This is a genomic window from Flavobacterium artemisiae (assembly GCF_042678225.1).
GTDB classification, from domain to species: domain Bacteria; phylum Bacteroidota; class Bacteroidia; order Flavobacteriales; family Flavobacteriaceae; genus Flavobacterium; species Flavobacterium artemisiae.
The window spans coordinates 163218-187309 of sequence record NZ_JBHUDZ010000016.1; the positions used below are offsets into that span (position 1 = coordinate 163218).

A 24092-nucleotide genomic window follows, 5' to 3' on the forward strand; every position below is an offset into this window, starting at 1 on the left:
TTTAAATTTTTTAACCGCAAATTTCACAAATTTTCACAAATTGTTTTTTAGTTTAATACAGATAAAATTTGTGAAAATTTGTGAAATTCGTGGCAAAAAACAATTCAGATTTACAACTCTTCCTTCATCTTTTTTATTCCTTTTTCAATAAAAGCAGCCTTATTCTTCTTTGCTTTTTCAAGAACTAATTTTCTGTCTTCGGGAATTTCATAATATTTCTCTGCCCATAAACTTACCTCGATTAATACCGGAAACAATTCTATTCCTTTTTCTGTTAATTGGTATAAAACTTTTGCTTTACTTTCTGGATGTTCCAGTTTTACGATGATATCATTTTCTTCTAAAGTCAAAAGTCTGCTTGTCAGAATGTTTGTCGCAATCTTTTCTGGTGATTTTAAAAAATCGCCATATGTACATTGTTTTTGAAACATCAAATCCCTGATAATCAACAACGACCACTTATCTCCCCATATTTCTAACGATGTGCTTATTGGGCACAACGATCTTTTTTTTGAACCTGCCATAAAATAATTTTAAAAACCACTTGCTTTTTGCAAGTAATTAATATCTTTGTACTTGCAAAATGCAAGCAAATTTACTTAATACTATTAAACAAAACAAACTATAGACTTTAAAATCACACAAAATGAACTTAAAAGGAAAAACAATATTGATCACTGGCGGTGCGTCAGGAATAGGTTTAGAATCTGCTAAACAATTTTTAAACGAAGGTGCGAAAGTAATTATCACAGGTAGAAATCAGGAAAAACTAGATTTAGCAAAGAAATTATATCCACAAATTACTGCAATTCAAAACGACGTTTCTAATCCAGAAGATGCTCAAAAACTTTATAATCAGATAGAATCTTTGGGTGGCATTGACATTTTATATAATAATGCCGGCGTTTCTAATCCGACTAATAATTTGGCTAAACCAAACGATAAAATAACGGATATGGCAGCTTACGAAATGAATATCAATTATCTGGCAATTGTAAGATTGAATAATTTATTTCTAAATATGCTGCAAAACCGAAGCGAAAGTGCGATCATCAATACGACTTCCATTTTAAGTTATGTTCCGTCAAACCTCGCTCCTACTTATTCGGCTACAAAAGCAGCTTTGCGTTTCTACACCGCTTCACTTCGAAATCATTTAGAAATCGCGAAAACTTCTGTAAAAGTATTTGAGTTACTTCCGCCCTTGGTTGCAACCGAAATGGCAAAAGGAATTGACGCTAAAACAATAAGTCCAGAAACGCTCGTAAAAGCTTTGATCGACAGCATTCACAAAAATAAATATACTGTACGTGTAGGAGATACCAAAGTAGTATATTTCTTGAGCCGATTTTTCCCAAAAACAGCTTACAAACTGATTAATCCAATTAAAAATTCACTTAAACTCGCTTCTTAAATTCAATTAAAAATGGAAAATACAAGATTACAATTTCTTCAAAGTTTTATTGGAAAACATTTCACAGGAAGTCCTTCTCCTTTTGCACATTGGCTGAACGGGAAAGTAATTTCGGTTGAAGAAAAAGCCGTCGAATTTGAATTTGAAATCAGAAAAGAAATGACAAATCCAGTCGGGATGCTTCACGGAGGTGTTACAGCTGGAATTATTGACGACTGTATCGGCGTTAATTTTATGGTTTTAGGTTTGGAGAAATTCTATCCAACCATTAACTTATATATTGATTATTTTAATCCTGCGTTTGAAGGACATACCGTTATTGCAAAAACAAAAGTGGAAAAATTAGGTAAAACGATCATCAACATCAAAGCTGAGATTATCAATAAAAATACTTCTAAAATTGTTGCGCAAGCCAGCGCCAATTTAGCTTTAAGCGACGTGAAGATTCCGAGCTAAAACATCTAAAAAGAAAAAAGCTTTGTCAAAGTTTAAAATTTTGACAAAGCTTTATTTTGGAATTTGGCATTTATAAATTGGTATTAAAAAATTTATTCTTCATACATTTCCATCCACAAACGTGTTTCTTCCAAATCCAATTCTTTTTCAATTTTACGGAAGATTTCTTCGTTTACCGAATCAAATTTATGCATTGATTCTAATTTGGCTCTTTCGACATTTAGCAAATCAATTTGAATTTTGGTAAACTCATTAAAAATCTGTCCGCCTAATACTTTTCCATTTCCAAAAAAGTTAGCAGGAAGTTCCGTTTTTTGAAGTCGGTTAAACTTTACTTCATATTTGCTTTTAATATTGTGCAGTAACTCATCATCTAATAAAGAAAAATTATCCTCGATATGAGCAATTGTTTGAGAAACGATCTTATTTCGAATATCATATTCTTCTGCTAAAATGGAATAACGTTCAATTTTCAGCTTCTTTATAAGCCACGGAAGCGTAAGTCCCTGAATCACTAAAGTGGAAAGAATCACGCAGAAAACAAGATAAATAATTAAATTACGAAGCGGAAATTCTTCTGTTTTGTTCAGCATTAACGGAAGTGCCAAAGCGGCAGCCATAGAAACTACACCGCGCATTCCAGACCATCCAAAAATGATCATATTACGATAATCGAATTCTTCCTTTTCGCGAATCTTTTTACTAAGCATTCTTGGAATAATCGTAGCTGGGACAACCCATAAAAAACGTACCAAAATAACCACAACACTTATTACAGCTCCCCAGATAAATAATGAATTTCCAGAGTAATTACTAATCCCTTCTATGATTTGTCTTAATTGAAGTCCGATTAAAATAAAAATCAATCCGTTCAGAATATTATTTAAGACATCCCAAATCGTATTGGTCATAATTCGGCTTTCATGAGAAAAAATAGTTCCCGATCTTGCTGCTAAGAAAAGTCCTGTGGCTACTACAGCCAAAACTCCAGAACCTTCAAAATGCTCTGCAAGTAAATAAGAAGCAAATGGCGTTAATAAAGTAAGTGTTACCTCAATAATATCATCGCAAACAAATCTTTTATGAATGTAATACATGATGTAACCAACTGCCAGACCTATAGCGATACCGAGAACCGACATTAGAACAAAATTTAATCCTGCCTGCCATAAAACAAAATTTCCGGCTGTAATGGCTGTAAGAGCGTATTTATAAGCAACAAGTCCGCTTGCATCATTTACCAAACTTTCCCCTTCTAGAATAGCAATTAATCTTGGATTAAGCCCTAAACCTTTTGTAATCGCTGTGGCAGAAACCGCATCGGGCGGTGAAACAATAGCGCCAAGTAAAAAAGCTAACGGCCAAGAAATATCATCAATAAGCCAATGTGCGACAACAGCGACCAATCCTGTTGTAAAGAAAACCAAACCAACGGCCGCTAAAGTAATCGGACGAATGGTCTGTTTAAAATCTGACCAGCTGGTATGCCACGCTGCGTGGTACAAAAGCGGCGGTAAAAATATAATGAATACTATTTCGGGACTCAAAGCAATTACAGGAAGTCCGGGAACAACACTAATTACAACACCACATAAAACAAGAACAATCGGAATTGGGAAATTATATCTTTTACTAACAAGACTAAGAAATGCAACGCCAAAAAGCAGCATTATAATTACGGTAATATTCTCCATTTACTGGTTGGTATTTATTGATTTTGGATTATAAATTCGGGCACTAAATTACTATTTTATGGCAACTAAATTAGAATAACATTAAAAAAAGCACATTAGCATTTATTGACTTATATCAAACTTTTTCATTTCAAACAAATTTAGATTTGCTGTTTCGTCTATTCCAAATAAGTTTAAAATATATCAAAATGATAAGTACAGAAATAAGTCCGTTAGTGCAATTTGGACTAACCAGTAAAGAACGTGTTGAAAATGCATTAGAAGAACTTAAAAACGGTAAAGGAGTTCTGGTAACCGATGATGAAAATCGAGAAAATGAAGGCGATCTTATCTTTTCTGCCCAACATATAAATGTTCAGAATATGGCTTTAATGATTCGCGAATGCAGCGGGATTGTATGTCTTTGTTTAACCAATGATAAAGCTGATTCGCTAAATCTTCCGTATATGGTAAAAGAAAATACGAGTAGTTTTCAGACTCCATTTACCATCACCATTGAAGCCAAAAACGGAGTCACAACTGGAGTTTCAGCCCAAGATCGAATTACCACTATTAAAACAGCTGCAGCGCCCAATGCAAAACCAAGTGATTTAGCTCGGCCTGGACATATTTTTCCGCTTAGAGCGAATGACAATGGCGTTTTAGGAAGAAACGGCCACACAGAAGGAAGTGTTGATTTAATGAAATTGGCTGGTTTACAGCCCGAAGCTGTTCTTTGCGAATTAATGAACGAAGATGGCAGCATGGCAAAATTGGATAAAATCGTTAGCTTTGCACATGAACACAATTTGATAGTTTTATCTATTGAAGATATTATCTATTACCGCAAATTCGTTAGAGATTACAAATAAATGATATACGAACAGCTTGGCAATTCCATTCGAAAAAGCATTGATGTTTCTGATGAAGATTTAGAAACCATTCTCTCCTATTTCAAATTAAGCAAAAAGGATAAAAATGAGATTTTATTAGCCCAAGGACAAATTAGTCATGAAACTTTTTTTGTTGCAAAAGGCTGTCTTCGAATCTTTTTTATTAATGAAGAAGGAAAAGATGTTACAAGATATATTGCTTTTGAAAATCAATTTGCAACAGCTCTGGTTAGTTTTATTACTAAAATGCCTTCTGTAGAAAATGTTCAAGTCATTGAAAAATCAGAATTGCTGACTATCTCACATGAAGATTTTAATCATTTAATGAAAATTATTCCGCAATGGCGTGAGTTTTACAGTAATTATCTTGAGAAAGCTTATGTCAACAATGCCAATCGTTTGATGTCTTTTACAACTATGGATGCTTTGGAAAGATACAATCAGCTTTTGAAAATAAATCCAGCGATTGTGAAACGACTTCCGAATAAAATTGTGGCTTCTTATATTAATATTTCTCAGGAAACTTTGAGCCGATTGAAGTCTAAGGTTTAAGTTTTTTTTTTAGCTTCTAAGTCGCTGAGATTCTAAGTTTTTTTAGCCATGGCTCGAGCGATAGCGAACAGGCGAAGCAATTCACAAATTTAATCAAATCATTATTTTAATATGAATTGCCTCCAGCTTTAGCTGGAGGTTTTTGGTTTAAGTTGTAAAAGGCTTTAGCCAAATTCAAAGTTTGGCTAAAGCCCAGTCCTTCTTACTTTCTTTTACCTCCAGCTAAAGCTGGAGGCAATTCATACTTATTTAATTCGCGAAAATTTGTGTAATTGCTTCGCCTGTTCGCTATCGCTCGAGCTGTGGCAAAAAAACTTTGCAGAGTTACTTGCAGAGGCATGAAACCTTTTAACGCATTTTAAATAAAAAAGCCGAATCTTAAATTAGATTCGGCTTTATGATTTTTATGATTCACAGCTGCTACAAGAAACAAGACTTGTAACCAATTCTTTAGAAACACTCTGGCTTCTTTGGTAGTACAAACTTTTTACACCTTGCTGCCAAGCTTCGATCATTAAACGGTTTACATCTTTAATTGCCAATTCTGCTGGAATATTAAGATTTAAACTTTGTCCCTGATCTACAAATTTCTGACGAATTCCTGCCTGCTGTACAATTTCTAACTGACTGATTTCTTTAAAAGTTTTAAAAACATCTTTTTCTTGCTGAGTCAGTTGTTCCATATGCTGTACGCTTCCTCCATTAAGCATAATTCCTCTCCAAACTTCTTCGTTATCCAAACCTTTTTCTTCAAGGAGTTTTTTAAGGTATTTATTTTTACGCATAAAATTACCTTTACTCAATCCCGCTTTATAGTAATTACTGCTGAAAGGTTCAATTCCTGGTGAAGTTTGTCCTAAAATTGCAGAAGAAGAAGTTGTTGGAGCAATTGCCATTGTTGTGGTATTACGTCTTCCGTAACCTTTTAACAATTCTGGTTCGCCGTAAATTCTAGCCAATTCCTGACTTGCTTTATCGGCTTTATCGCTGATATGTTTGAAAATTTCTGTAGTCTTCATTTTCGCTTCCATTCCTTCAAACGGAATCATATTTTTTTGCAGGTAAGAATGCCATCCTAAAACGCCTAAACCTAGTGCGCGGTGTCTTTTAGCAAATTTATTCGCTGCAGAAAGATAATAATTGCCCTCTGTTTTTTCGATGAATTCCTGTAAAACAGCATCTAAGAAAAAGATGGCTAGTTTTACTGCTTCTGTATCTTTCCATTCTTCATACAATTCTAAATTCATAGAAGAAAGACAGCAGATAAAAGATTCATCGGCTGTTGAAGGAAGCATAATCTCGCTGCACAAATTACTTGCGTTAATTCGAAGATTTTGATCTTTATATACTTGTGGTTTGTTTTTATTTACGTTATCACTAAAGAAAATATAAGGCAATCCTTTTTGCTGACGACTTTCTAAAACTTTTGCCCAAATTTGTCTTTTTTCAGCATCACCATCAATCATTTCCTGCATCCAGTAATCTGGTACACAAATCCCTGTAAACAAGTTCTGAATTGGGTTTCCGATACTTTTAATTTTCAAAAACTCTTCGATATCTGGGTGATCTACATCAAGATAAGCTGCAAACGCCCCGCGGCGTACACCGCCTTGTGAAATCGTATCCATTGCAGTATCAAAAAGCTTCATGAAACTTACCGCTCCACTGCTCTTTCCGTTATCAGTTACCGCACTTCCGCGCTCACGTAATTCTCCAAAATAACCAGAAGTTCCCCCGCCAATTTTAGTCTGCATGATAACTTCACCCAATTTATGTGTAATTCCTTCAATCTTATCTGGAACGTGCACATTAAAACAAGAAATTGGTAAACCGCGTTCTGTTCCCATATTGGCCCAAACCGGTGAACTGATACTCATCCAGCCTCTTTCGATCATTTCCATAAAAGACTCTTTCAATTCTGGTTTGTAAAGTCTTTTTGCTGCGGCCGTACAAATTCTGTCAATGGCTCCTTCTACCGTTTCACCTTTTAAAAGGTAACCACGGTTTAAGATCTGCTCACTTTCAGAGTTTTTCCACCACATTTTTCCTTCTGTTTGTGCGTCTAAATTTTCTGCTGGGTTTGTGTCTATCGTATTCATATTTTGTATGGGCGTGTATTAAAAAAGGTCGTTTGCTGTAATACTCTTATCGTGTTTTGTATATTCTACAGGACGTTTTGCAAAGAAATCATCTAAGCTGTTCGCAAAAACTTCTTCTTCAAACCAAGTCATTTTACTGTAATCATCTGGCGAAACATTAAAGATTGTTTCGATATTGATTTGTTTTAAACTTTCGTCAATTCTAAATTTCATAAAGTTTACCAAATCTTCTTTGTTTATCGTTTCGATTGCACCGTCTTCAAAAATCCAGTCCAAAATATCGGCTTCAACACTAATAGACTCTTTTACTGTAGTTCTAATTAATTCTAAAGTTTCAGCATTAAAATACTCTGGAAATTCTTCACGGATTTTATTAATGATATAAATACCGCCATTCGCGTGAATTTGCTCATCGATAGAAGTCCAAGCAATAATATTGCTCACATTTTTCATATATCCTTTGAATCTTGTGAAAGACAATAAAATGGCAAACTGACTAAATAAAGAAACATTTTCAATCAAAATACTAAACAAAATCAGCGAAACCATATATTTCTGATTGTCCTGAGATTTGGTATCTTTTAAAACATTCGAAAGATAATCTACACGTCTGCGAACCACGGGAACGTCTAATAATCTTTCAAATTCGTCATTATATCCTAAAACTTCCAACAAACGAGAATACGCTTCAGAATGTCTGAATTCACATTCTGCAAAAGTAGTTCCCAATCCGTTGAATTCTGGTTTTGGAAAATGCTCATATATATTACCCCAAAAACTTTTTACGGCTACCTCAATCTGTGCAATCGCCAAAAGACTGTTTTTGATTGCTGTCTTTTCTGCTGTGTTTAAATGAGCGTGAAAGTCTTGTGTATCGGCAGTAAAATCTACCTCTGTATGAACCCAGTATGCTTTGTTAATGGCTTCAGTAAATTGCAGAACCTCAGGATATTCGAAAGGTTTATAGTTGATTCGTTTATCGAAAATGGACATATATATAGAATTTTAAGTGACTTTTTTAAGATAGAAAACCGAATACTGAATTTGGGGAAGTGGCAGCTTGTTTTTCTATTTATACAAATTTAAGTCGCATAAATTCTCTTGTCTAGTTTTTGTTGTTAAAAATCTGCTCAATTATCAACAGTTTGAAAACTCGAAAAAAATGAAGGTGCAGAATTTTTATCAACAGCTCGCGAGCATTTTGTAATTTGCATTGAACTAGCAGTTTCTATATCATCTTCGTTAAGTTATCAACTCCAAAAAGTACCGATTTTGGAATGAGTCAGAAAACAAGTTATCAACAATGCTTTTTTTTTAATCGATTTTTAAACCTTTTTTTGAGAGGAAAAAAACGTCTAATTATTAATAATGATTCTAAATAGATTTTTTAATTCGTTCAAAAAATACTTACAACATATTTTATAACAACAACTTACATGAAATCGAGTAAAATCTAAAATAATTCATTTTAATAAACTAATGATTTAAATCAACTTTAACAGTTAAAATTTAACGACGTCAATTTTAGATCAAAAAACGTCTTCAAAAAAAAATTTTCATTCGATATTCATTTCTCCAAATATACTTTTGGTATAAAATCCATTTTCTAAAAATAAGCAGCCACATAACATTAAAGAAAAATTAAAATGAGCTTAAGTGATTCTTAAAATTGAGCAAATATCAATCAAAAATGGCTTTTTACTGCAAATAGTTGTTGGTTTAAAAATATTAATCTCTACATTTGCTTTATTTTTATTTATTCTAAATAGACGAAAAATAATTCCGAAAAATAGATTATTCTAAACAACCATAAATTACATTTCAATATGAAAAAGAATCTACTTGTTTCTTTTGCATTTGCCACTACTCTATTTGTGAGTGCACAGCAAAAAAATACACTTTTAGACGCCGCTTTCTGGAAAACTTCTCCTAATACTGAAACTGTTAAAGCTGAAATTGCAAAAGGAAATAATCCTTCTGAAGCCAATGTAAATGCTTTTGACGTTACTACATTAGCAATCAATAACGATGCACCTGTAGAAACCATCAAATTTTTAATTGATCAGCCAGGAAATTCAATCACAAAATTAACCCACGATAATCGTATTTATTTACACTGGGCTGCTTATAGAGGAAATACCGAATTAGTACAATATCTTATTACTAAAGGTTCTGATATAAATTTTGAAGACAGCCACGGAACTGCGCCTGCAGATTTCGCTGCTTCAAACGGACAATCAAACCCTGCGATGTATGAAGCCTTTTTTAAAGCAGGTGTAAATCCGACTAAAAAGTACAATAATGGTGCTAACCTTTTGCTTTTAGCAATTGCTTCTGACAAAGATTTAAAAGCAGCAGAATATTTTTCTACTAAAGGAATGTCTCTAAAAGATGTTGACGCTAACGGAAATACAGCTTTTACCTACGCTGCAAGATCTGGAAATATTGCCCTTTTGAAAAAACTACTTGAAAAAGGGATCAAACCAACTGACGAAGCACTTTTAATTGCTGCACAAGGAAGCCGTAGAGAAACGAATACTTTGGAAACTTATAAGTATTTGGTTGAAGAAGCAAAATTGAAACCTACTGCTCAAAATAAAGCGGGTCAAAATGTATTGCACATTTTAGCTGGAAAACCAAATCAGACAGAAATTATTAAATATTTCTTAGACAAAGGTGTAGATGTAAACAAAGCAGATAAAGAAGGAAATACTCCGGTTATGGCTGCTGCTTCGGCTAGAGAAACTGCGGTTTTAGAATTATTTATTCCGAAAGCTAAAAATCTAAACGTTCAAAATTTAAAAGGCGAATCGGCTTTGACAAAAGCGGTTCAATACGGAACTCCTGAAGCGGTAAGTTTACTTTTGGCTAAAGGTGCTGATGTAAATGTAAAAGATAAAGACGGAAATAATTTAGGTGTTTATTTGGTACAATCGTATCGTCCGGCTGGAAGAGAAAGAGGCGAAACTCCAAAACAAGATCCGTTTGATGCAAAAGCAAAACTTTTACAAGATAAAGGATTGAATTTAGCAGCAGCTCAAAAAGATGGAAACACATTATATCATTTAGCTATCACTAAAAACGATGTTGTACTTCTTCAAAAAATCACTGATTTAAAAGTAGATGTAAATGCTAAAAACAAAGATGGTTTAACGGCTTTGCACAGAGCTGCAATGACTTCTAAAGATGATTCAATCTTAAAATATTTAGTGAGCGCTGGAGCGAAAAAAGACATCAGCACGGAGTTTGACGAAACGGCTTATGCTTTAGCAAAAGAAAATAATGTGCTTACAAAAAATAATATCTCAGTTGAGTTTTTAAAATAACGAAATAATAATAACCAACATTTGAAATTCCAAATTCCAAACTTTACATTTGGTGTTTGGAATTTGGAATTTAAATATTGGAATTTAAAACAACAATCCATACAAATCTAATTACATGAAATCTATATTAAAAATTACCCTTACAAGCGCTTTTATCTTTTTACTTTCTTTTAATTCTAATGCGCAGTCAAGCAAATACAAATGCATGCTGCAAATGAACAATTATATGGGAGAAGGTGCTTATATCGTTGTTTCACTAATCAATGCAAATGGCGAATATGAAAAAACATTATATGTAATGGGCGATGACAAAAAATGGTACAAATCTCTGAAAGAATGGAATAAATTTCACACTCAAAAAGCGGAAGATATCAGTGCTAAAACAGGTGCTTCTGTAACTGGAGGCGATCGTAGTGTAACTACATTTGAAATTGAAAATTCTAAAATCAATAAAGGATACAAATTACGTTTTGAGTCGGCTGTTGAAGACCAGAAATATTATGTAAGCGATCTTGAAGTGCCGTTAACAACAGAAGGTTTAGCAGATAAATCAGACGGAAAAGGTTACATTAAATATGTAAAACTTATTAAAATATAATTATTTAAACACGTAGATACATAGTTTCAGAATGCTTAAAAGGCGTTTCACTTATTTAAATTAAAATAGTTGAGACTATGTGAGAGAAACAAGTTTCTTTTTTAAGATCTTTTTTTAAATTTAAAATATATGTATCTATGTGTTAAAATAAATTTCATCCATTTCGTAAATACTTAAATATATTACGATTACATTTATAGAATACATTACATGACTCTTTCTTTTTGGCGTTACACACACTTGGCCCTTGCCTTGTTTTCTTCTCTTTTTTTGATTTTAGCTTCGGTAACAGGAATTATTCTGTCTTACGATGCGGTACAGGAAAAAACACTTCCGTACAAAAGTGCCGATTTTGATAAATTGACTTTGGGAGAAACCCTGCCGGTTCTCAAAAAAAACTATCTAGAAATTACCGAATTAAGTGTCGATTACAATCAGTTTGTGACGCTTAAAGCACTTGATGAAGAAGGAAATGATATAAACGCCTACATCGATCCTAAAACAGGAAAAGCGTTAGGAACGCCCGTAAAGAAAAGTGAATTTATTCAGTGGATTACCAGTCTGCATCGCTCTTTGTTTCTTCATGAAGCAGGGCGTTTTTTTGTTGGTGTAATTTCCTTTCTTTTATTTCTTATTGCAATTTCGGGTTTTGTTTTGGTTTTAAAAAGACAGCAAGGCATTCGAAATTTCTTTTCAAAAGTGATCAAAGAATATTTTGCTCAATATTACCATGTTGTTTTAGGAAGAATCGCTTTGATTCCGATTTTAGCGATTGCAGTTACAGGAATTTATTTGTCTTTAGAAAGATTTAATTTCTTTATGCCAAAAGACGAAAAAGTAAAAGAAATAAAAACGTCTCAAGCAGATTTGGCCAAAAATAATAAAGAGAATTTCTTTAAAAACACGCTTCTAAGTGATGTTAAAAAAATTGAATTCCCTTTTACAGACGATCCCGAAGAATATTTTATTATTGAATTAAAAGACCGTGAAGTCGAAGTGAATCAAGGAACCGGATTGGTAACTTCTGAAAAACTTTCGCCTTTTAGAACGCAAATAGCCGCTTTGAGTCTGGATCTTCATACCGGAAGAATTAATCCGATTTGGGCAGTTATTTTAGGTTTAGCATGCATTAATATTTTGTTCTTTATTTACTCTGGTTTTGCTATTACTTTAAAAAGAAGGGCAAGCCGAATTAAAAATAAATTCAAAGCTGCCGAAAGTAAATACATCTTATTGGCAGGTTCTGAAAACGGAAGTTCGCTGCGTTTTGCGAATGCTATTCAGAAACAATTAATTGCAGCAGGAGAAAAAGTATTTCTGGCCGAATTGAATCGTTTTAAAACTTTCCCAAAAGCCGAACATATTATTGTTTTTACTTCTACGCATGGTTTAGGCGACGCGCCTTCTAACGGAAGTAAATTTATTTCAATACTTAAAAAACATTCTCAGGAACACAAAACTCATTTTTCTGTAGTTGGTTTTGGTTCGAAAGCTTATCCTGATTTTTGTGGTTTTGCAAAGAAAGTTGACACTTTATTAGAAAATCAAACTTGGGCAGAACGTTTTTTACCCATGCAGACCGTAAACGATAAATCGGCAGAAGAGTTTGTAGAATGGATTAAGTTGTGGAATTCTAAAAATCCGATTTTATTATCGACTACTCCTTCCGTTTACAATCAGGTTCCAAAAGGATTAGAGAAATTGATGGTTTTAGATAAAACACCTATTTCAGAAACGGAGCATACTTTTTTACTGACTTTACGCGCGGGAAGCAGAACCAAATTTACTTCGGGTGATTTATTGGCTGTTTATCCTGCCAATGATAATCGCGAACGCCTCTATTCTATTGGAAAACATACTGGTAATATTCAGCTGGTTGTAAAACTGCATCCGTTTGGTTTGGGTTCTGGGTATTTAAATAAATTAGAACCTGGAGATACGATAAAAGCACGAATTCTTAAGAATAAAGCTTTTCATCTTCCGAAGAAAGCGACAAAAGCGGCTTTTATTTCTAACGGAACGGGAATTGCTCCTTTCCTTGGAATGATCGAACAAAATAAAGTGAAATCTGAATTGCATTTATATAGTGGTTTTAGAATGGTTACACCAACACTTTTGGCTTATCAGAAGTTTGCCGGAATCATGATGCAGAAAGAGCATTTAGAGAATTTTCATGTGGCGCTTTCGCGTGAAGCGGAACATATTTATGTTATGGATTTGATTAAACGCGATGCTGCATTTTTTATTCGTTTATTAAATCAAGGCGGTGTGATTATGATTTGCGGTTCTTTACAAATGCAAAACGACGTCGAAAATATTCTGGAAGAACTTTGTTTAACTTCAAATTCTAAAAACATTACAGAATACAAACGTAATGGCCAGATTTTGACTGATTGTTATTAAGATACTAATTGTATAATTTTAGACGCGGATTATACGGATTTGCTATCGCGAAGACGCTGATAAAAATGGATTTTTGTATGAAATCTATAGAATTCGTGTCATCTTGGTTTTAATTATTTTTGGAAATATATCGCTCCTATGGAGCTTTTTACAATTAGGAAGAATCATTTTCTATAAATATATCACTCCTACGGAGCGAAACAGACAACCTTAATTTTCTATATATATTACTCCTTTGGAGCTAAGTTGTACTTTCGATTTATGAATAAATTACAATCATATAAATTTTTATTTTTATTTACTGTTGTTTTTTGCTTTTCAGCGAATTGCCAAGTTTTACGCAAGAAAACAACACTTTTAATGGGCGGTCGTTTTGACATTTCGATTGTGGCAAAAGATTCGGCAACGGCAAGTCAGAAAATTGAAGAAGTTATTGCCGAGATTTCTCGAATTGAGAATTTAATTTCCGATTGGAAACCCGATTCGCAGGTTTCTCAGGTCAATCAGAATTCAGGAATAAAACCCATAAAAGTCGATCGTGAAGTTTTTGAATTGACACAAAGAGCCCTAAAATTATCTGAAATTACAAACGGCGGTTTCGATATCAGTTTTGCTGCAATGGATCGTATTTGGAAATTTGACGGCTCGATGACTGAAATGCCTTCGGCGGAAGCCATAAAAAAATCGGTAGAGAAAGTGGGTTATAAAAATATTATTCTTGATAGTATTCAATCGACTATTTTTCTAAAAATCAAAGGAATGAAAATTGGTTTTGGTGCTCTAGGCGAAGGCTACGCAACCGATAAATGCCGAGACATGATGATCGCTCAGGGAATTAACGCTGGAATTATAAACGGTTCTGGTGATATGAGTACTTGGGGAAAACAACCGAATGGCTCTCTCTGGAAAATCGGAATTACGAATCCGTTTAAACCAGAGAAGGTTTTGGCAGTGGTTCCGCTAGAACAAGAAGCGGTTACTACTTCTGGCAGTTATGAAAAATTTGTTGTTTTTAACGGAAAACGATATTCTCATATTATAAATCCGTCCACCGGATATCCTGCAACGGGTTTGTGCAGCGTGACTGTTTTTGGTCCCAACGCAGAAACTGCCAACGGATTGAGTACCTCAATTATCGTTTTGGGTCAGAAAGAGGGGTTTATATTGCTTCAAAAATTCCCTCAATACAGTTGTTTAATGATTACGGATAAAGGGAAAGTTGTTAAATCTTCCAATTTTAAAATTAAAGATTTCAAGGCTAAATTTTAAAAGGTTGAACCATATAAGTTATATAAGTTCATTTAAAATTGTGGTTATTTAACCGCAAAGAATGCTAAGTTTTTATTTTAGAGCTATCTAAATAACGCAAAGTTCGCAAAGCTTTATCAATAAAACTTTGCGAACTTTGCGTTTTTATTTGCGCTCTTTACGGTTAAAAATACTGCAATCCAAGTAAACTTAAAATGAACTTATATAACTTATATGGTTCAAAAACAGTCCTTTCTTAACATTAAAACCTCTAATGTAAATCTAATAATCTTCTAATAGCTTTATTTAGATTAAATTTAAATAATCACATAAGTTTGCTGCACTTTTATTCGCAGACTAACATGAGATTATTTTTACTTCTATTTTTTATAACTATTACAAGCTGGTCACAAACCGGAACCATTTCTGGAAAAGTTTCTTACAGCCATAACGAATTGGCTTTTGGCGCTACGATTTCTATTAAAGGAACTCAAAAATATGCAGTCGTAGACGATAGCGGCCATTTTGAAATCAAAGGTGTTCCTTATGGCGAATATGTTTTGGAAACTTCTTCTATGGAAGCACAGACAAAAACTACAAAAATTCATCTAAACAAACCTACTTTAGAAATTCATATTTCATTACAGCGTAACGACGCCAGATCTCTAAAAGAAGTTGTTCTTCAAAAGAAATCTGTTAAAAAAGAAATTGCCGAAAAGGGATTTTCTGTAAATGTAATAGATACGCAGGAAGCTGCTAAAAGAAACATTCAAACCAATGAATTATTAGGACAATCTGTTGGTGTTCGAATCAGGCAAAACGGAGGACTGGGCTCAAATGTTACCTATAATCTGAATGGTATGACAGGAAATGCTATCAGAATATTTATAGATGGAATTCCGATTTCTACTTATGGTTCTTCTTTTAATTTAAATAGTATTCCGCCGGCATTAATAGAACGCATCGAAGTTTACAAAGGCGTTGTTCCCGCGCATTTAGCCGATGACGCATTGGGCGGTGCAATTAATGTAATATTGAAAAAAGGTGCTAGAAATACTTTGGCAGCTTCTATTTCTTACGGATCATTTAATACTTTTCAAACCAATTTTAATACGACTTATAGAGATAAATCTGGTTTTACTTTAAAAGGTTCAGGCTTCTATAATTATTCTGATAATGATTACGAAATCTGGGGAAAATTTGCTTACAACATTCTTCCTAACGGACAAAAAGTGTTCATTAAAGCGAAACGTTTTGAAGACGCTTATCGATCTTTCGGAGGTAGAATCGAAGCTGGTTTTACCAACGTAAATTGGGCTGATTCCTTTTTAATTGGATTTAATGCTTCAGACGATTATAAAGAAATTCAACACGGACAATCGATGTCTAAACCTTACAAAGGCAGGTTTACCGAATCTGATGCACAGGTTTTTAGTTTAAATTATGCTAAAAAAGATTTTATTGTAAAAGGTCTGGAATTTACAGTGAATTCTGTTTTCAGCCAAAGAAACGAAGTAGTAAACGATACAGTAAAATGGAATTACACTTGGTTTAACGAAAAAGCTTTAGGGCTTCGAGGAGAACCTATCTTAACTCCAAACGGCGCACAACAAGGCGCACCCACAATTCTTCATCTTAACAATAAAATTTTCAGTACAAGAGCGGGTTTAAATTATACTTTAAACGAAAACCACAGATTTGTTTTCAGTACGATGCTGTATTCTTTCGATAGAGATGATTATGACGAAAAGAAATCACAACTGGAAAGAGATTTTCAACAAAAAAGAGATCTCCAAAAAAATATTTTATCGCTGGCTTACGAATTAGAAGCTTTTAATTCTCGATTAAGAACCAATCTTTTCGGAAAACGTTACAATCAAAAAACAGAGCAAATAACACCTGTTTTAAGTAATGGCGGTACTACAATTGTAGAAAATATAGAAAATAACAATACTACTTTTTACGGTTATGGTTTAGCGACATCGTATTTTATTACTCCAAAGTTACTGTTTTCGCTTTCTGCGGAAAAAGCGATCCGACTTCCAAGTGAAAATGAAATCTTCGGAAATCCAGGCGAAAACCAAAGCAGCAACAGTTCTTTAAAACCAGAACAAAGCAACAACTTAAACGTTGGTTTACGATTTGGTCCTTATATCATCAATGATCATAAATTTAGTCTTAACGGATCTGGTTTCTGGAGAAATACGAGGGACAAAATCGCTCGTCAATTTAGTGTTCGTTTAAATGAAGCGCTGCAGGTAGCACCTTCTGTCAATTTAGGGAAGGCACAGTCTCTTGGTTATGAAGCTTCTTTAGAATATTCGCATAAAAACAGATTGTTTATCGCGATGAATATGTCGCAGTTTACTTCTCGTTCTAAGGATCAATATGATAAAAACGGAAATCAGCTGGATAATTACAACAAACGGTTTCCGAATGAGCCATTTTTTACTGTAAACGGTAATGTACAATACAATTTTAAAGATGTACTGCAGAAAAATTCACAATTGAGTCTGTTTTACAATTTTGGTTATGTTGGTGCTTTTTATACCAATTGGCTGAATAACGAAGATGACAGAACTCCCAATCAATTTCCGCATGATTTGGGATTGAGCTACACTTTTCCGAACAAAAAATTCATAGCCAGTTTTGATGCTAAGAATATTACTAACCAGCAGGTTTACGACAATTTTGCGGTTCAGAAACCAGGAAGAGCGTTCTTTTTGAAGATAAATTATACACTCAATAAATTTTAGTAACTGATTAATTAATTTTTTAATGACTTTAAATATGAAAAAAAGTACCTTTAAACTACTTGCATGTGGATTGGTTTTAACCACATTTGCACTTACTACAAGCTGCAGCAGTGACGATAATAATAAAGAAGCAGATCCTGTAAACCCAGTAACTGAAGGACGCTGGATTACTGTTGCGGGAGCGTTAATGCAGACAGATCCAGGTGACGGAAACGGCGGTACAAGAATTTATTCTGTTTCTAAAGCCGATGCTAAAAATCCCGATGTTTCTATCAATGTTTTTGATAATGGTGAAGGTGTACAATCAAACAGAACAGCACGTTTGCAGTCTTCTGTAGACGGAAGTACGCTTTTCAATATTACTTATACAGGTACAAACGGAGGCGAATTCATGACTTATAAAGTTAATGGAGCGAAGAATTTTGTAAAATCTGCAACTACAGTAAACATATCTCAGTATGCAGGAACATCTCCAAGATGGGTAAAACTTTTTGATGGTGATAAAACAGGTGTTGCCGTAAACGTAACAGCTCCGCTTATTGTAACTGAAGCTGACGGAAAAACATACAAACGTACAAGAGGTTCTGCGACAGTTTTAAGCTTAGATCTTCAAAAATCAGAAATTTCAGATTACAGACAATATGAAATTCCTTTGACAGATGCTGAAGAAATTCTAGGTCACCATATTTTCCGTTTAGATGCTCCGACTTTAAACAAAGCAGGAGATAAATTAATTATCGGAACTTGGATGCGTAAAACAAATCCAGCGACTGGTGCAAACGAAAGTGCATTTACTCGTTTAGGTTCTAAATCTGTTGTAGTTGATTATCCTTCATTACAAAATCCAAAAGTAATTACTTCAACTGTTGGTTTTGGTGATACTAGCGGTTACAGAAGTTTCAACAGTTTTGTAGCTAATGACGGAAACATTTACCAAGCTACACAAAGAGATACACAAAAAGGTTCTTATATCTTAAAAATCAACCAAAGCAATGAATATGACAATTCTTATGTGTTTAGTTTAGATACTGCTCTTGGTGTTAAAGGTTCTTATATTGATGCTTGGAGATATGCTGGAAACGGAATCGCTTATGCAGTTTATACTTACGAAGGTGCTAACGATCAAGGTTTTGTAGCAAGATTGGATTTAAATGCTAAAACAGCTCAAAAAGTAGAAGGAATTGCATACGATACTGATTTGAATTTTGGCCAGTACCAAGGTTTTGTAGTTGACGGAAATGAATTCTACATCGCTGTTACTCCAGTTGGAAAAGATGGAAACATTTATGTAATTGATATTCCTACAGGCGCTGTTACAAAAGGTGCTAAATTGGTTAACAAGCCAGGAAACCACTACATCGGAGTATTCTAAAAATAATTTACAGCTTGATTCGCTGTAAGAATCCTTGAGTTTTTTTTTAAATTGACAATCCGCTCTGAATTAGTGAGCGGATTGTTTTTTTTTATTTAAAATTTAGAAGCAAATTCTTTTGCAAAATCTTCTAATTTAATTTTTCCATCAACAGGAAAATTATTACTTAAGAAATCGGCACCAATTTTTCCGCTTCTTAAACCTGCTCCCATTTCGGCATACAAATTAGCCATTTCTTCTGGTAAGCCAGCTTGAATCATACCTCCTAAAGATTGTTCGTCTGTAAATTCAACCCACGGAAGTTCTGGTTTTGCAATTGCTGTTCCAAATGCTTTTACAATTTCAGACGGCGTTTTAACATCACTGATAATGTAACGAATGTTTTTTCCTTCCTGTGCTTTTTGTAATTCTTCAGCAGCTGCCAAAGCAATATCTTCTGGATGCACTAACGGAATTTGTAATGAATCTGGAAAATTAGCTCCCATAATCCCCGCTCCTTTTATCATCGGAATATCATTGAAGAAATTAATGTAGAAATAACCCGCTCTTAGGAAAGTAACAGAAGCGTCTAAATTTTGATATAATTTTTCAATTTGATGTAATCCTGCGATTGGACCGTTTCCGCCTTCTAAATCGGCTCCAATACTGCTTAACATTACTATTCTTTGTATGTTGGTTTTCTGGATGGCTTTCGCGAAAGCGTTACCTGCTTCCACAGTATTTTTGATAATGTTTTGTCCGCCCATATTTGGAGGTGTCATTGCAAAAAGTGCATCTGCTCCTTCAAAAGTTTTAGAAAGAAAATCGGCATCGCTTACAGAACCAATTGCTGCTTTTGCTCCCAAATTTTCGATTGCTGTTTTTTTATCTGCATTACTGCTTATTACAGTCACATCATGACCAGATTGTACTAATTGTGCCGTTAGAGGCTTTCCTATGTTTCCTAATGAACCTGAAATTATAATTTTCATCTTTAAATGTTTTTTTTTTATTAACAAGACAAAGGTATATTTGTACTTACTTTTATACAAGTACTTACCCTAAAGTATGTAACTATGACAGCGATTAAAGAAACTTCTACGATTCAGGAAAACAAGCAGTATGCCTTAGAAAAATGTCCTGTAACTTTTGTTATGGAAAAAATTGGAGGCTATTGGAAACCGATTATTTTGTATCATTTATCTACGGGAGACAAACGTTACAGCGAATTAAAAAGAGCTATTCCGGCTGTTACAGAAAAAATGCTGATTCAGCATTTGAAACAGTTAGAAGCGGATGGTTTGGTTATTCGCGAAGCTAAACCTGTTGTACCGCCATTTGTAACGTATCGATTAAGCGATGCAGGAACTGGTTTAATGCCTGTTATTGATGCAATGGCTGCATGGGCTTTTAAAGTAAAAGACGGCATCTATAGTATTTAATAGACACCGCCTTTCTTCAAAACAAACAAATAACTAATTCAATATATTTTTGTTATAAGGACGCCAATAAAAGGATTTTAATTATCGCATAGATCTTTTTTTGTTTCCCGCAGATTTATTTAGATTTAAGCTCATCAAAAAGGATTATTAACTAAATCTGCGTGAAATTTAATTCTAATAAAATTTAATTTTGTTTGATGAATACCAAATCTTCATCGTAATTGGCTATTGCTGTTAAGGCATTAAAAATATATTTTGAAACCAAAGCGCCTCCTTCAAAATTGATTAATTCAATATCGTCTTCGGGTGTGTGATACTGCGGATGTCCGCCTGTATGAAAACCTACTGCAGCAATTGATGCTTTGTAAAACGAAACATGATCTGATCCGCCGACGTCTCCTGCGTGTACAACGGGATTTAATCCTGAGTTTTCTCCTAGTTTTTTCATTAACTCTACTCCATTGGGAAATGTTCCTGCTCCGCCCATATAGAGTTGTTTTTCGGCATTTAATCTTCCAACCATATCCATGTTCAGCATGACTTTTACGGCTTCTTTTATTACAGGAAGGTGATTGACAAAGTATTTTGAACCTATCAAACCTTCTTCTTCTCCACTGAATGAAATAAAAATGATGCTTCTTTTGGGTTTGATTTTCATTTTCGAAACTTCTTCTAAAATGCACAATAAAGCCGAAACGCCCGATGCATTATCATCGGCTCCGTTATGAATCGCAACAGTGTCTTTCTTTTTGCTTCCAGATTCTTTTCCGCCCCATCCCCAATGATCGTAATGTGCGCCGATTACGATGAATTCATTTTTCAGTTTTTCATCAGAACCTTCAATAAAACCAACAACATTTTGTGTGGCAACACTGTCTGATTTCATTTTGTTAATACCTTCTTTTATAAAAACTTTAAAAGGCTGGTAATAACTATTATTGAATTCTTTTAAGCCGTATTTTTTGAAATGTTTCCTGATGTAATCTGCAGCTTCATTATTTTGCTTTGTACCCGGAAAACGACCTTCCATTTTATCAGATGATAGATATTTATCGTGCTTATAAAAAGTCTGCGCCATTTGTGCATTCACGAAAGTGCAGTAACAAAAAACAGCTATAATAGAGAGTTTTAATTTCATAATGTAATGTCTATAGAATGGGACGCTGATGACACGGATTTGTTTTACAAAGACGCGGATTAATACAGATATTTAAAAAAAAATAGAATGAAAAAATACGTAGAAATCCGCGTACCATCACTCAAAGATTATAAATCAAAAGTGGTGTGTTTAATATATTTTCTATCGTAAGTATATAAAACGTGTACTTTTTTATCGCTGGTTTGAATGATTGCCGGATAGCTGAATTCTCCTTTTTCTTGTTTTTCGAGATCAAAAAGTTTTTTCCAGTTTAAACCATCTTGAGAATATTCAACGTCCAAAATATTTCTTCCGTTAAACCAATCTTTTCCCATTGGTAATGGATTATTCACTAACAAAAACAGATTTTTATTTACGGTTAAGGCATCAATACCCGAATTTGAATTAATTACATTTATGGTATTGGTTCTAATCCAGCTTTTTCCTTTGTCTCCCGACCAGCTTGCGACAACTCTATTGTGTTTGCTTCGAGATAACATTTGAATATCATTCGCATTATGAACCAAAAATGTCGGTTGGATAACATCTAATTTATTATCATTTTCTACCTCTATCTTTTTCCAAGAATCAGTTGCTTCGGTATATACTTCTACGTGAACTCTCCATTCGTCTGTTTTAACGCTTTCTGTACTGCTTCCGCAAAGAATTTCGCCAGACGTAACTTCAATTGGTTTATTTCGAATGGGGCCTAAAAATCCTTCTGGAAGGTATTTTGCTTCTCCCCAAGTCGTTCCATTGTCTTTAGAAACCATCATGGCTCCAAACCATTCTCTTGGATTTTTCCCAACTTTATAAAACAAATACAGATTCTCGCTTTTACTTTTAAACAAAACCGGATTCCAACAAGGCAGTGTGTCGCCGTTTTTTATTAAAGGCTGAATCAATTCTTTTGGTGTTGACCATTTTTTATCTTTATAAGAAGAAATATAGATTCCAACGTCTTTTGCTCCTTCGTATTTTCCGCCAAACCAAGCAGCTAAAATCTCGTTTGGTTTATGTTCAACTAAAGTCGAAGCGTGACTCGCAGCCGTAACAGGCGGATCGGCTATGTAACTGCTTTCGATATTTACTGCTTTCATTTGTGCGTTTACTGCATTATTTGAAAACAAAAATGCTGTGAAAATGATTGCAGTTGCTTTTAATTTTATATTCATTTTTTTTATTATTTTTTTAATTCGAAAGGGTTGTAACGCGGATGAAACTGATTTACTTTGTAAAGACGCGGGTTATACGGATTTTTTTCTTTGTATAAATACAATTACTGCTTAAGTTCCACTCCTAACTCGCAACCCATAACTTTCAACTCCTAACTTTTTAATCCTACTTTATGTCCAGAAACTGCATAATAAAGAATGAAGGCATAACAAGGAAGTAAAATCCAATATCCCTTTGTTGATGCTGTCGCCGTTGCATTAATTTCTGAAATTCCCTGAGCGACTAAATCCGCTTTTGTTCCGTCAACAAATTTTCCGTACAAAGGTGGAATCACAGCTCCTCCAGAAATCGCCATTACTAATAATGCTGCTCCGGTTTTAGTAAATTTACCTAAACCATTAAGCGTTAACGGCCAGACAGCAGGCCAAACCAATGCATTTGCAATACCTAAACCAGCAACAAACAATACAGAGGTAAATCCTGTAGAAAACACAATACAAAACGAAAGAAGAATTCCTAAAACAGCACTAACTCTTAAAGCTAATGCCTGAGTAATATATTTCGGAATCAAAAATGCGCCTAATGCATAAGTGGCCACCATTGCTAATAGAGTAAATGTTGTAAAGAATTTAGCGTCGGCAGCAGGGAATCCTAAAGCGATTCCGTACGCTATGATCGTGTCACCAGCGATTACTTCAACTCCAACGTACATGAATAACGTTAATACACCAAGCCAAAGATGCGGGAATTGAAAGATACTTGTTTTTGCTGTTTTTCCTCCTTCTGCTTCTTCTATCGGCGCTGCTTCAACATTTGGAAGCGGTGCTTTTAGAATTAATAATCCCAAAACAAATAAAACTACAGCCATTGAAATATACGGTACGACAACGCTATCAGCCATATTATTAAGTAAAGTGTTTTTCTCGTCAACACTCACCTTGCTTAATTTTTCCTGAATTTCATCAATTCCAGATAATAAAATGGAGCCAAAAATAAGTGAACCTAATGCCCCTGCAATTTTATTACAAATTCCCATAATCGAAATTCGTTTCGCAGCACTTTCTATCGGTCCTAAAATAGTAATATACGGATTGGATGCGGTTTGCAATAAAGTCATTCCGGCACCTTGGATAAAGATTCCGGTTAAAAACATCCAATAGGTTCTGGCTTCTGCGGCGGGAATAAAAATTAAAGCGCCGAATCCCATGATGAATAATCCTAAAGACATCCCTTTTTTGTAACCCACTTTGGCTAAAATATAAGATGCTGGAAGCGCCATTACCACAAAAGAAATATACGACGCCGATGCCACTAATAAAGACTGCGCAGAGGTTAATTCGTTAATCGTTTTCATAAACGGAATCAATGCGCCATTGATCCAGGTTACAAATCCGAAAATAAAAAACAGACTGGCAATAATTAAAATTGGTATTAAGGTTGGTTTGGTTTGTGAGGTTTTTGTGGTATTTGTAACAGCCATTATTCTTTTTTAATTTATTTAATGTTTGTGTTGTTTGACGATTTTAATTTGGAGTGAATCATCTTTTGTTGTTGTATTAGACGCTGA

General features: G+C 34.2%; 19 protein-coding genes. 11 read left to right on the top strand and 8 right to left on the bottom strand.

The features are described 5' to 3' along the window. Window positions 1-110: 110 nt before the first annotated feature. Window positions 111-524, bottom strand: a complete 414-nt coding sequence (locus ACFSC2_RS17275) for a winged helix-turn-helix transcriptional regulator (protein WP_379815584.1) — start codon at window positions 522-524, stop codon at window positions 111-113. 122 nt (window positions 525-646) lie between these two features. Here ACFSC2_RS17275 and ACFSC2_RS17280 point away from each other — a divergent pair, with 122 nt between their 5' ends. Together ACFSC2_RS17280 and ACFSC2_RS17285 are read left to right on the top strand one after the other, a co-directional pair. Continuing rightward, window positions 647-1414, top strand: coding sequence for an SDR family oxidoreductase (locus tag ACFSC2_RS17280; protein WP_379815585.1), 768 nt, complete (start codon window positions 647-649; stop codon window positions 1412-1414). Between the two features lie 12 nt (window positions 1415-1426). After that, window positions 1427-1870, top strand: a complete 444-nt coding sequence (locus ACFSC2_RS17285; RefSeq protein ID WP_379815586.1) for a PaaI family thioesterase — start codon at window positions 1427-1429, stop codon at window positions 1868-1870. Window positions 1871-1962: 92 nt separating this feature from the next. Here ACFSC2_RS17285 and ACFSC2_RS17290 read toward each other — a convergent pair whose 3' ends face one another. Then, entirely contained in the window at window positions 1963-3564 is a 1602-nt protein-coding gene (locus ACFSC2_RS17290; protein WP_379815587.1) for a Na+/H+ antiporter, read from the bottom strand. Between the two features lie 188 nt (window positions 3565-3752). Between ACFSC2_RS17290 and ribB the strand changes: the two genes are divergently transcribed. Further along, on the top strand, window positions 3753-4415 hold the full coding sequence (gene ribB / locus ACFSC2_RS17295) for a 3,4-dihydroxy-2-butanone-4-phosphate synthase (RefSeq protein WP_379815588.1): 663 nt from the start codon (window positions 3753-3755) through the stop codon (window positions 4413-4415). Continuing rightward, a complete protein-coding gene (locus tag ACFSC2_RS17300) occupies window positions 4416-4988 on the top strand; it encodes a Crp/Fnr family transcriptional regulator (RefSeq protein ID WP_379815589.1) in 573 nt (190 codons plus the stop codon). Window positions 4989-5392: 404 nt separating this feature from the next. Here the strand turns inward: ACFSC2_RS17300 and ACFSC2_RS17305 are convergent, their stop codons facing one another. Then, entirely contained in the window at window positions 5393-7087 is a 1695-nt protein-coding gene (locus ACFSC2_RS17305) for a ribonucleoside-diphosphate reductase subunit alpha (RefSeq protein ID WP_379815590.1), read from the bottom strand. Window positions 7088-7105: 18 nt separating this feature from the next. Then, a complete protein-coding gene (locus ACFSC2_RS17310) occupies window positions 7106-8080 on the bottom strand; it encodes a ribonucleotide-diphosphate reductase subunit beta (RefSeq protein ID WP_379815591.1) in 975 nt (324 codons plus the stop codon). Between the two features lie 833 nt (window positions 8081-8913). On the opposite strand from ACFSC2_RS17310, the gene ACFSC2_RS17315 reads away from it, so the two are divergent. The 6 genes from ACFSC2_RS17315 to ACFSC2_RS17340 all read left to right on the top strand — a co-directional run bounded on the left by ACFSC2_RS17315 (window position 8914) and on the right by ACFSC2_RS17340 (window position 18790). Beyond that, the gene (locus ACFSC2_RS17315; protein WP_379815592.1) at window positions 8914-10413 is read left to right on the top strand and encodes an ankyrin repeat domain-containing protein; all 1500 of its coding nucleotides are present in this window, start codon (window positions 8914-8916) and stop codon (window positions 10411-10413) included. A 115-nt stretch (window positions 10414-10528) separates the two neighbouring features. Continuing rightward, window positions 10529-11011: a DUF2271 domain-containing protein gene (locus ACFSC2_RS17320; RefSeq protein WP_379815593.1), complete on the top strand. Its 483-nt coding sequence runs from the start codon at window positions 10529-10531 to the stop codon at window positions 11009-11011. A 210-nt stretch (window positions 11012-11221) separates the two neighbouring features. Then, window positions 11222-13414, top strand: coding sequence for a PepSY domain-containing protein (locus ACFSC2_RS17325; RefSeq protein WP_379815594.1), 2193 nt, complete (start codon window positions 11222-11224; stop codon window positions 13412-13414). 261 nt (window positions 13415-13675) lie between these two features. Continuing rightward, complete coding sequence (locus ACFSC2_RS17330) at window positions 13676-14683, top strand: FAD:protein FMN transferase (RefSeq protein WP_379815595.1); 1008 nt, start codon at window positions 13676-13678, stop codon at window positions 14681-14683. A 341-nt stretch (window positions 14684-15024) separates the two neighbouring features. Beyond that, window positions 15025-17418 carry a TonB-dependent receptor gene (locus ACFSC2_RS17335; protein WP_379815596.1) on the top strand — a complete coding sequence of 798 codons (2394 nt, stop codon included), beginning with the start codon at window positions 15025-15027 and terminating at the stop codon, window positions 17416-17418. A gap of 34 nt (window positions 17419-17452) precedes the next feature. Continuing rightward, window positions 17453-18790 carry a hypothetical protein gene (locus ACFSC2_RS17340; RefSeq protein ID WP_379815597.1) on the top strand — a complete coding sequence of 446 codons (1338 nt, stop codon included), beginning with the start codon at window positions 17453-17455 and terminating at the stop codon, window positions 18788-18790. 95 nt (window positions 18791-18885) lie between these two features. Here the strand turns inward: ACFSC2_RS17340 and ACFSC2_RS17345 are convergent, their stop codons facing one another. Further along, window positions 18886-19761, bottom strand: coding sequence for an NAD(P)H-binding protein (locus ACFSC2_RS17345; protein ID WP_379815598.1), 876 nt, complete (start codon window positions 19759-19761; stop codon window positions 18886-18888). An 84-nt stretch (window positions 19762-19845) separates the two neighbouring features. Here ACFSC2_RS17345 and ACFSC2_RS17350 point away from each other — a divergent pair, with 84 nt between their 5' ends. After that, on the top strand, window positions 19846-20211 hold the full coding sequence (locus tag ACFSC2_RS17350) for a winged helix-turn-helix transcriptional regulator (RefSeq protein WP_379815599.1): 366 nt from the start codon (window positions 19846-19848) through the stop codon (window positions 20209-20211). Between the two features lie 184 nt (window positions 20212-20395). On the opposite strand, the gene ACFSC2_RS17355 is transcribed toward ACFSC2_RS17350, so the two are convergent. The 3 genes from ACFSC2_RS17355 to ACFSC2_RS17365 form a co-directional block, all read right to left on the bottom strand. Beyond that, complete coding sequence (locus ACFSC2_RS17355) at window positions 20396-21349, bottom strand: M20/M25/M40 family metallo-hydrolase (RefSeq protein ID WP_379815600.1); 954 nt, start codon at window positions 21347-21349, stop codon at window positions 20396-20398. A 128-nt stretch (window positions 21350-21477) separates the two neighbouring features. After that, window positions 21478-22524 (bottom strand): sialidase family protein, encoded by a 1047-nt coding sequence (locus ACFSC2_RS17360; protein WP_379815601.1) that lies wholly within the window; start codon window positions 22522-22524, stop codon window positions 21478-21480. A 152-nt stretch (window positions 22525-22676) separates the two neighbouring features. Further along, on the bottom strand, window positions 22677-24005 hold the full coding sequence (locus ACFSC2_RS17365) for a sugar MFS transporter (RefSeq protein ID WP_379815602.1): 1329 nt from the start codon (window positions 24003-24005) through the stop codon (window positions 22677-22679). Window positions 24006-24092 lie beyond the last annotated feature (87 nt).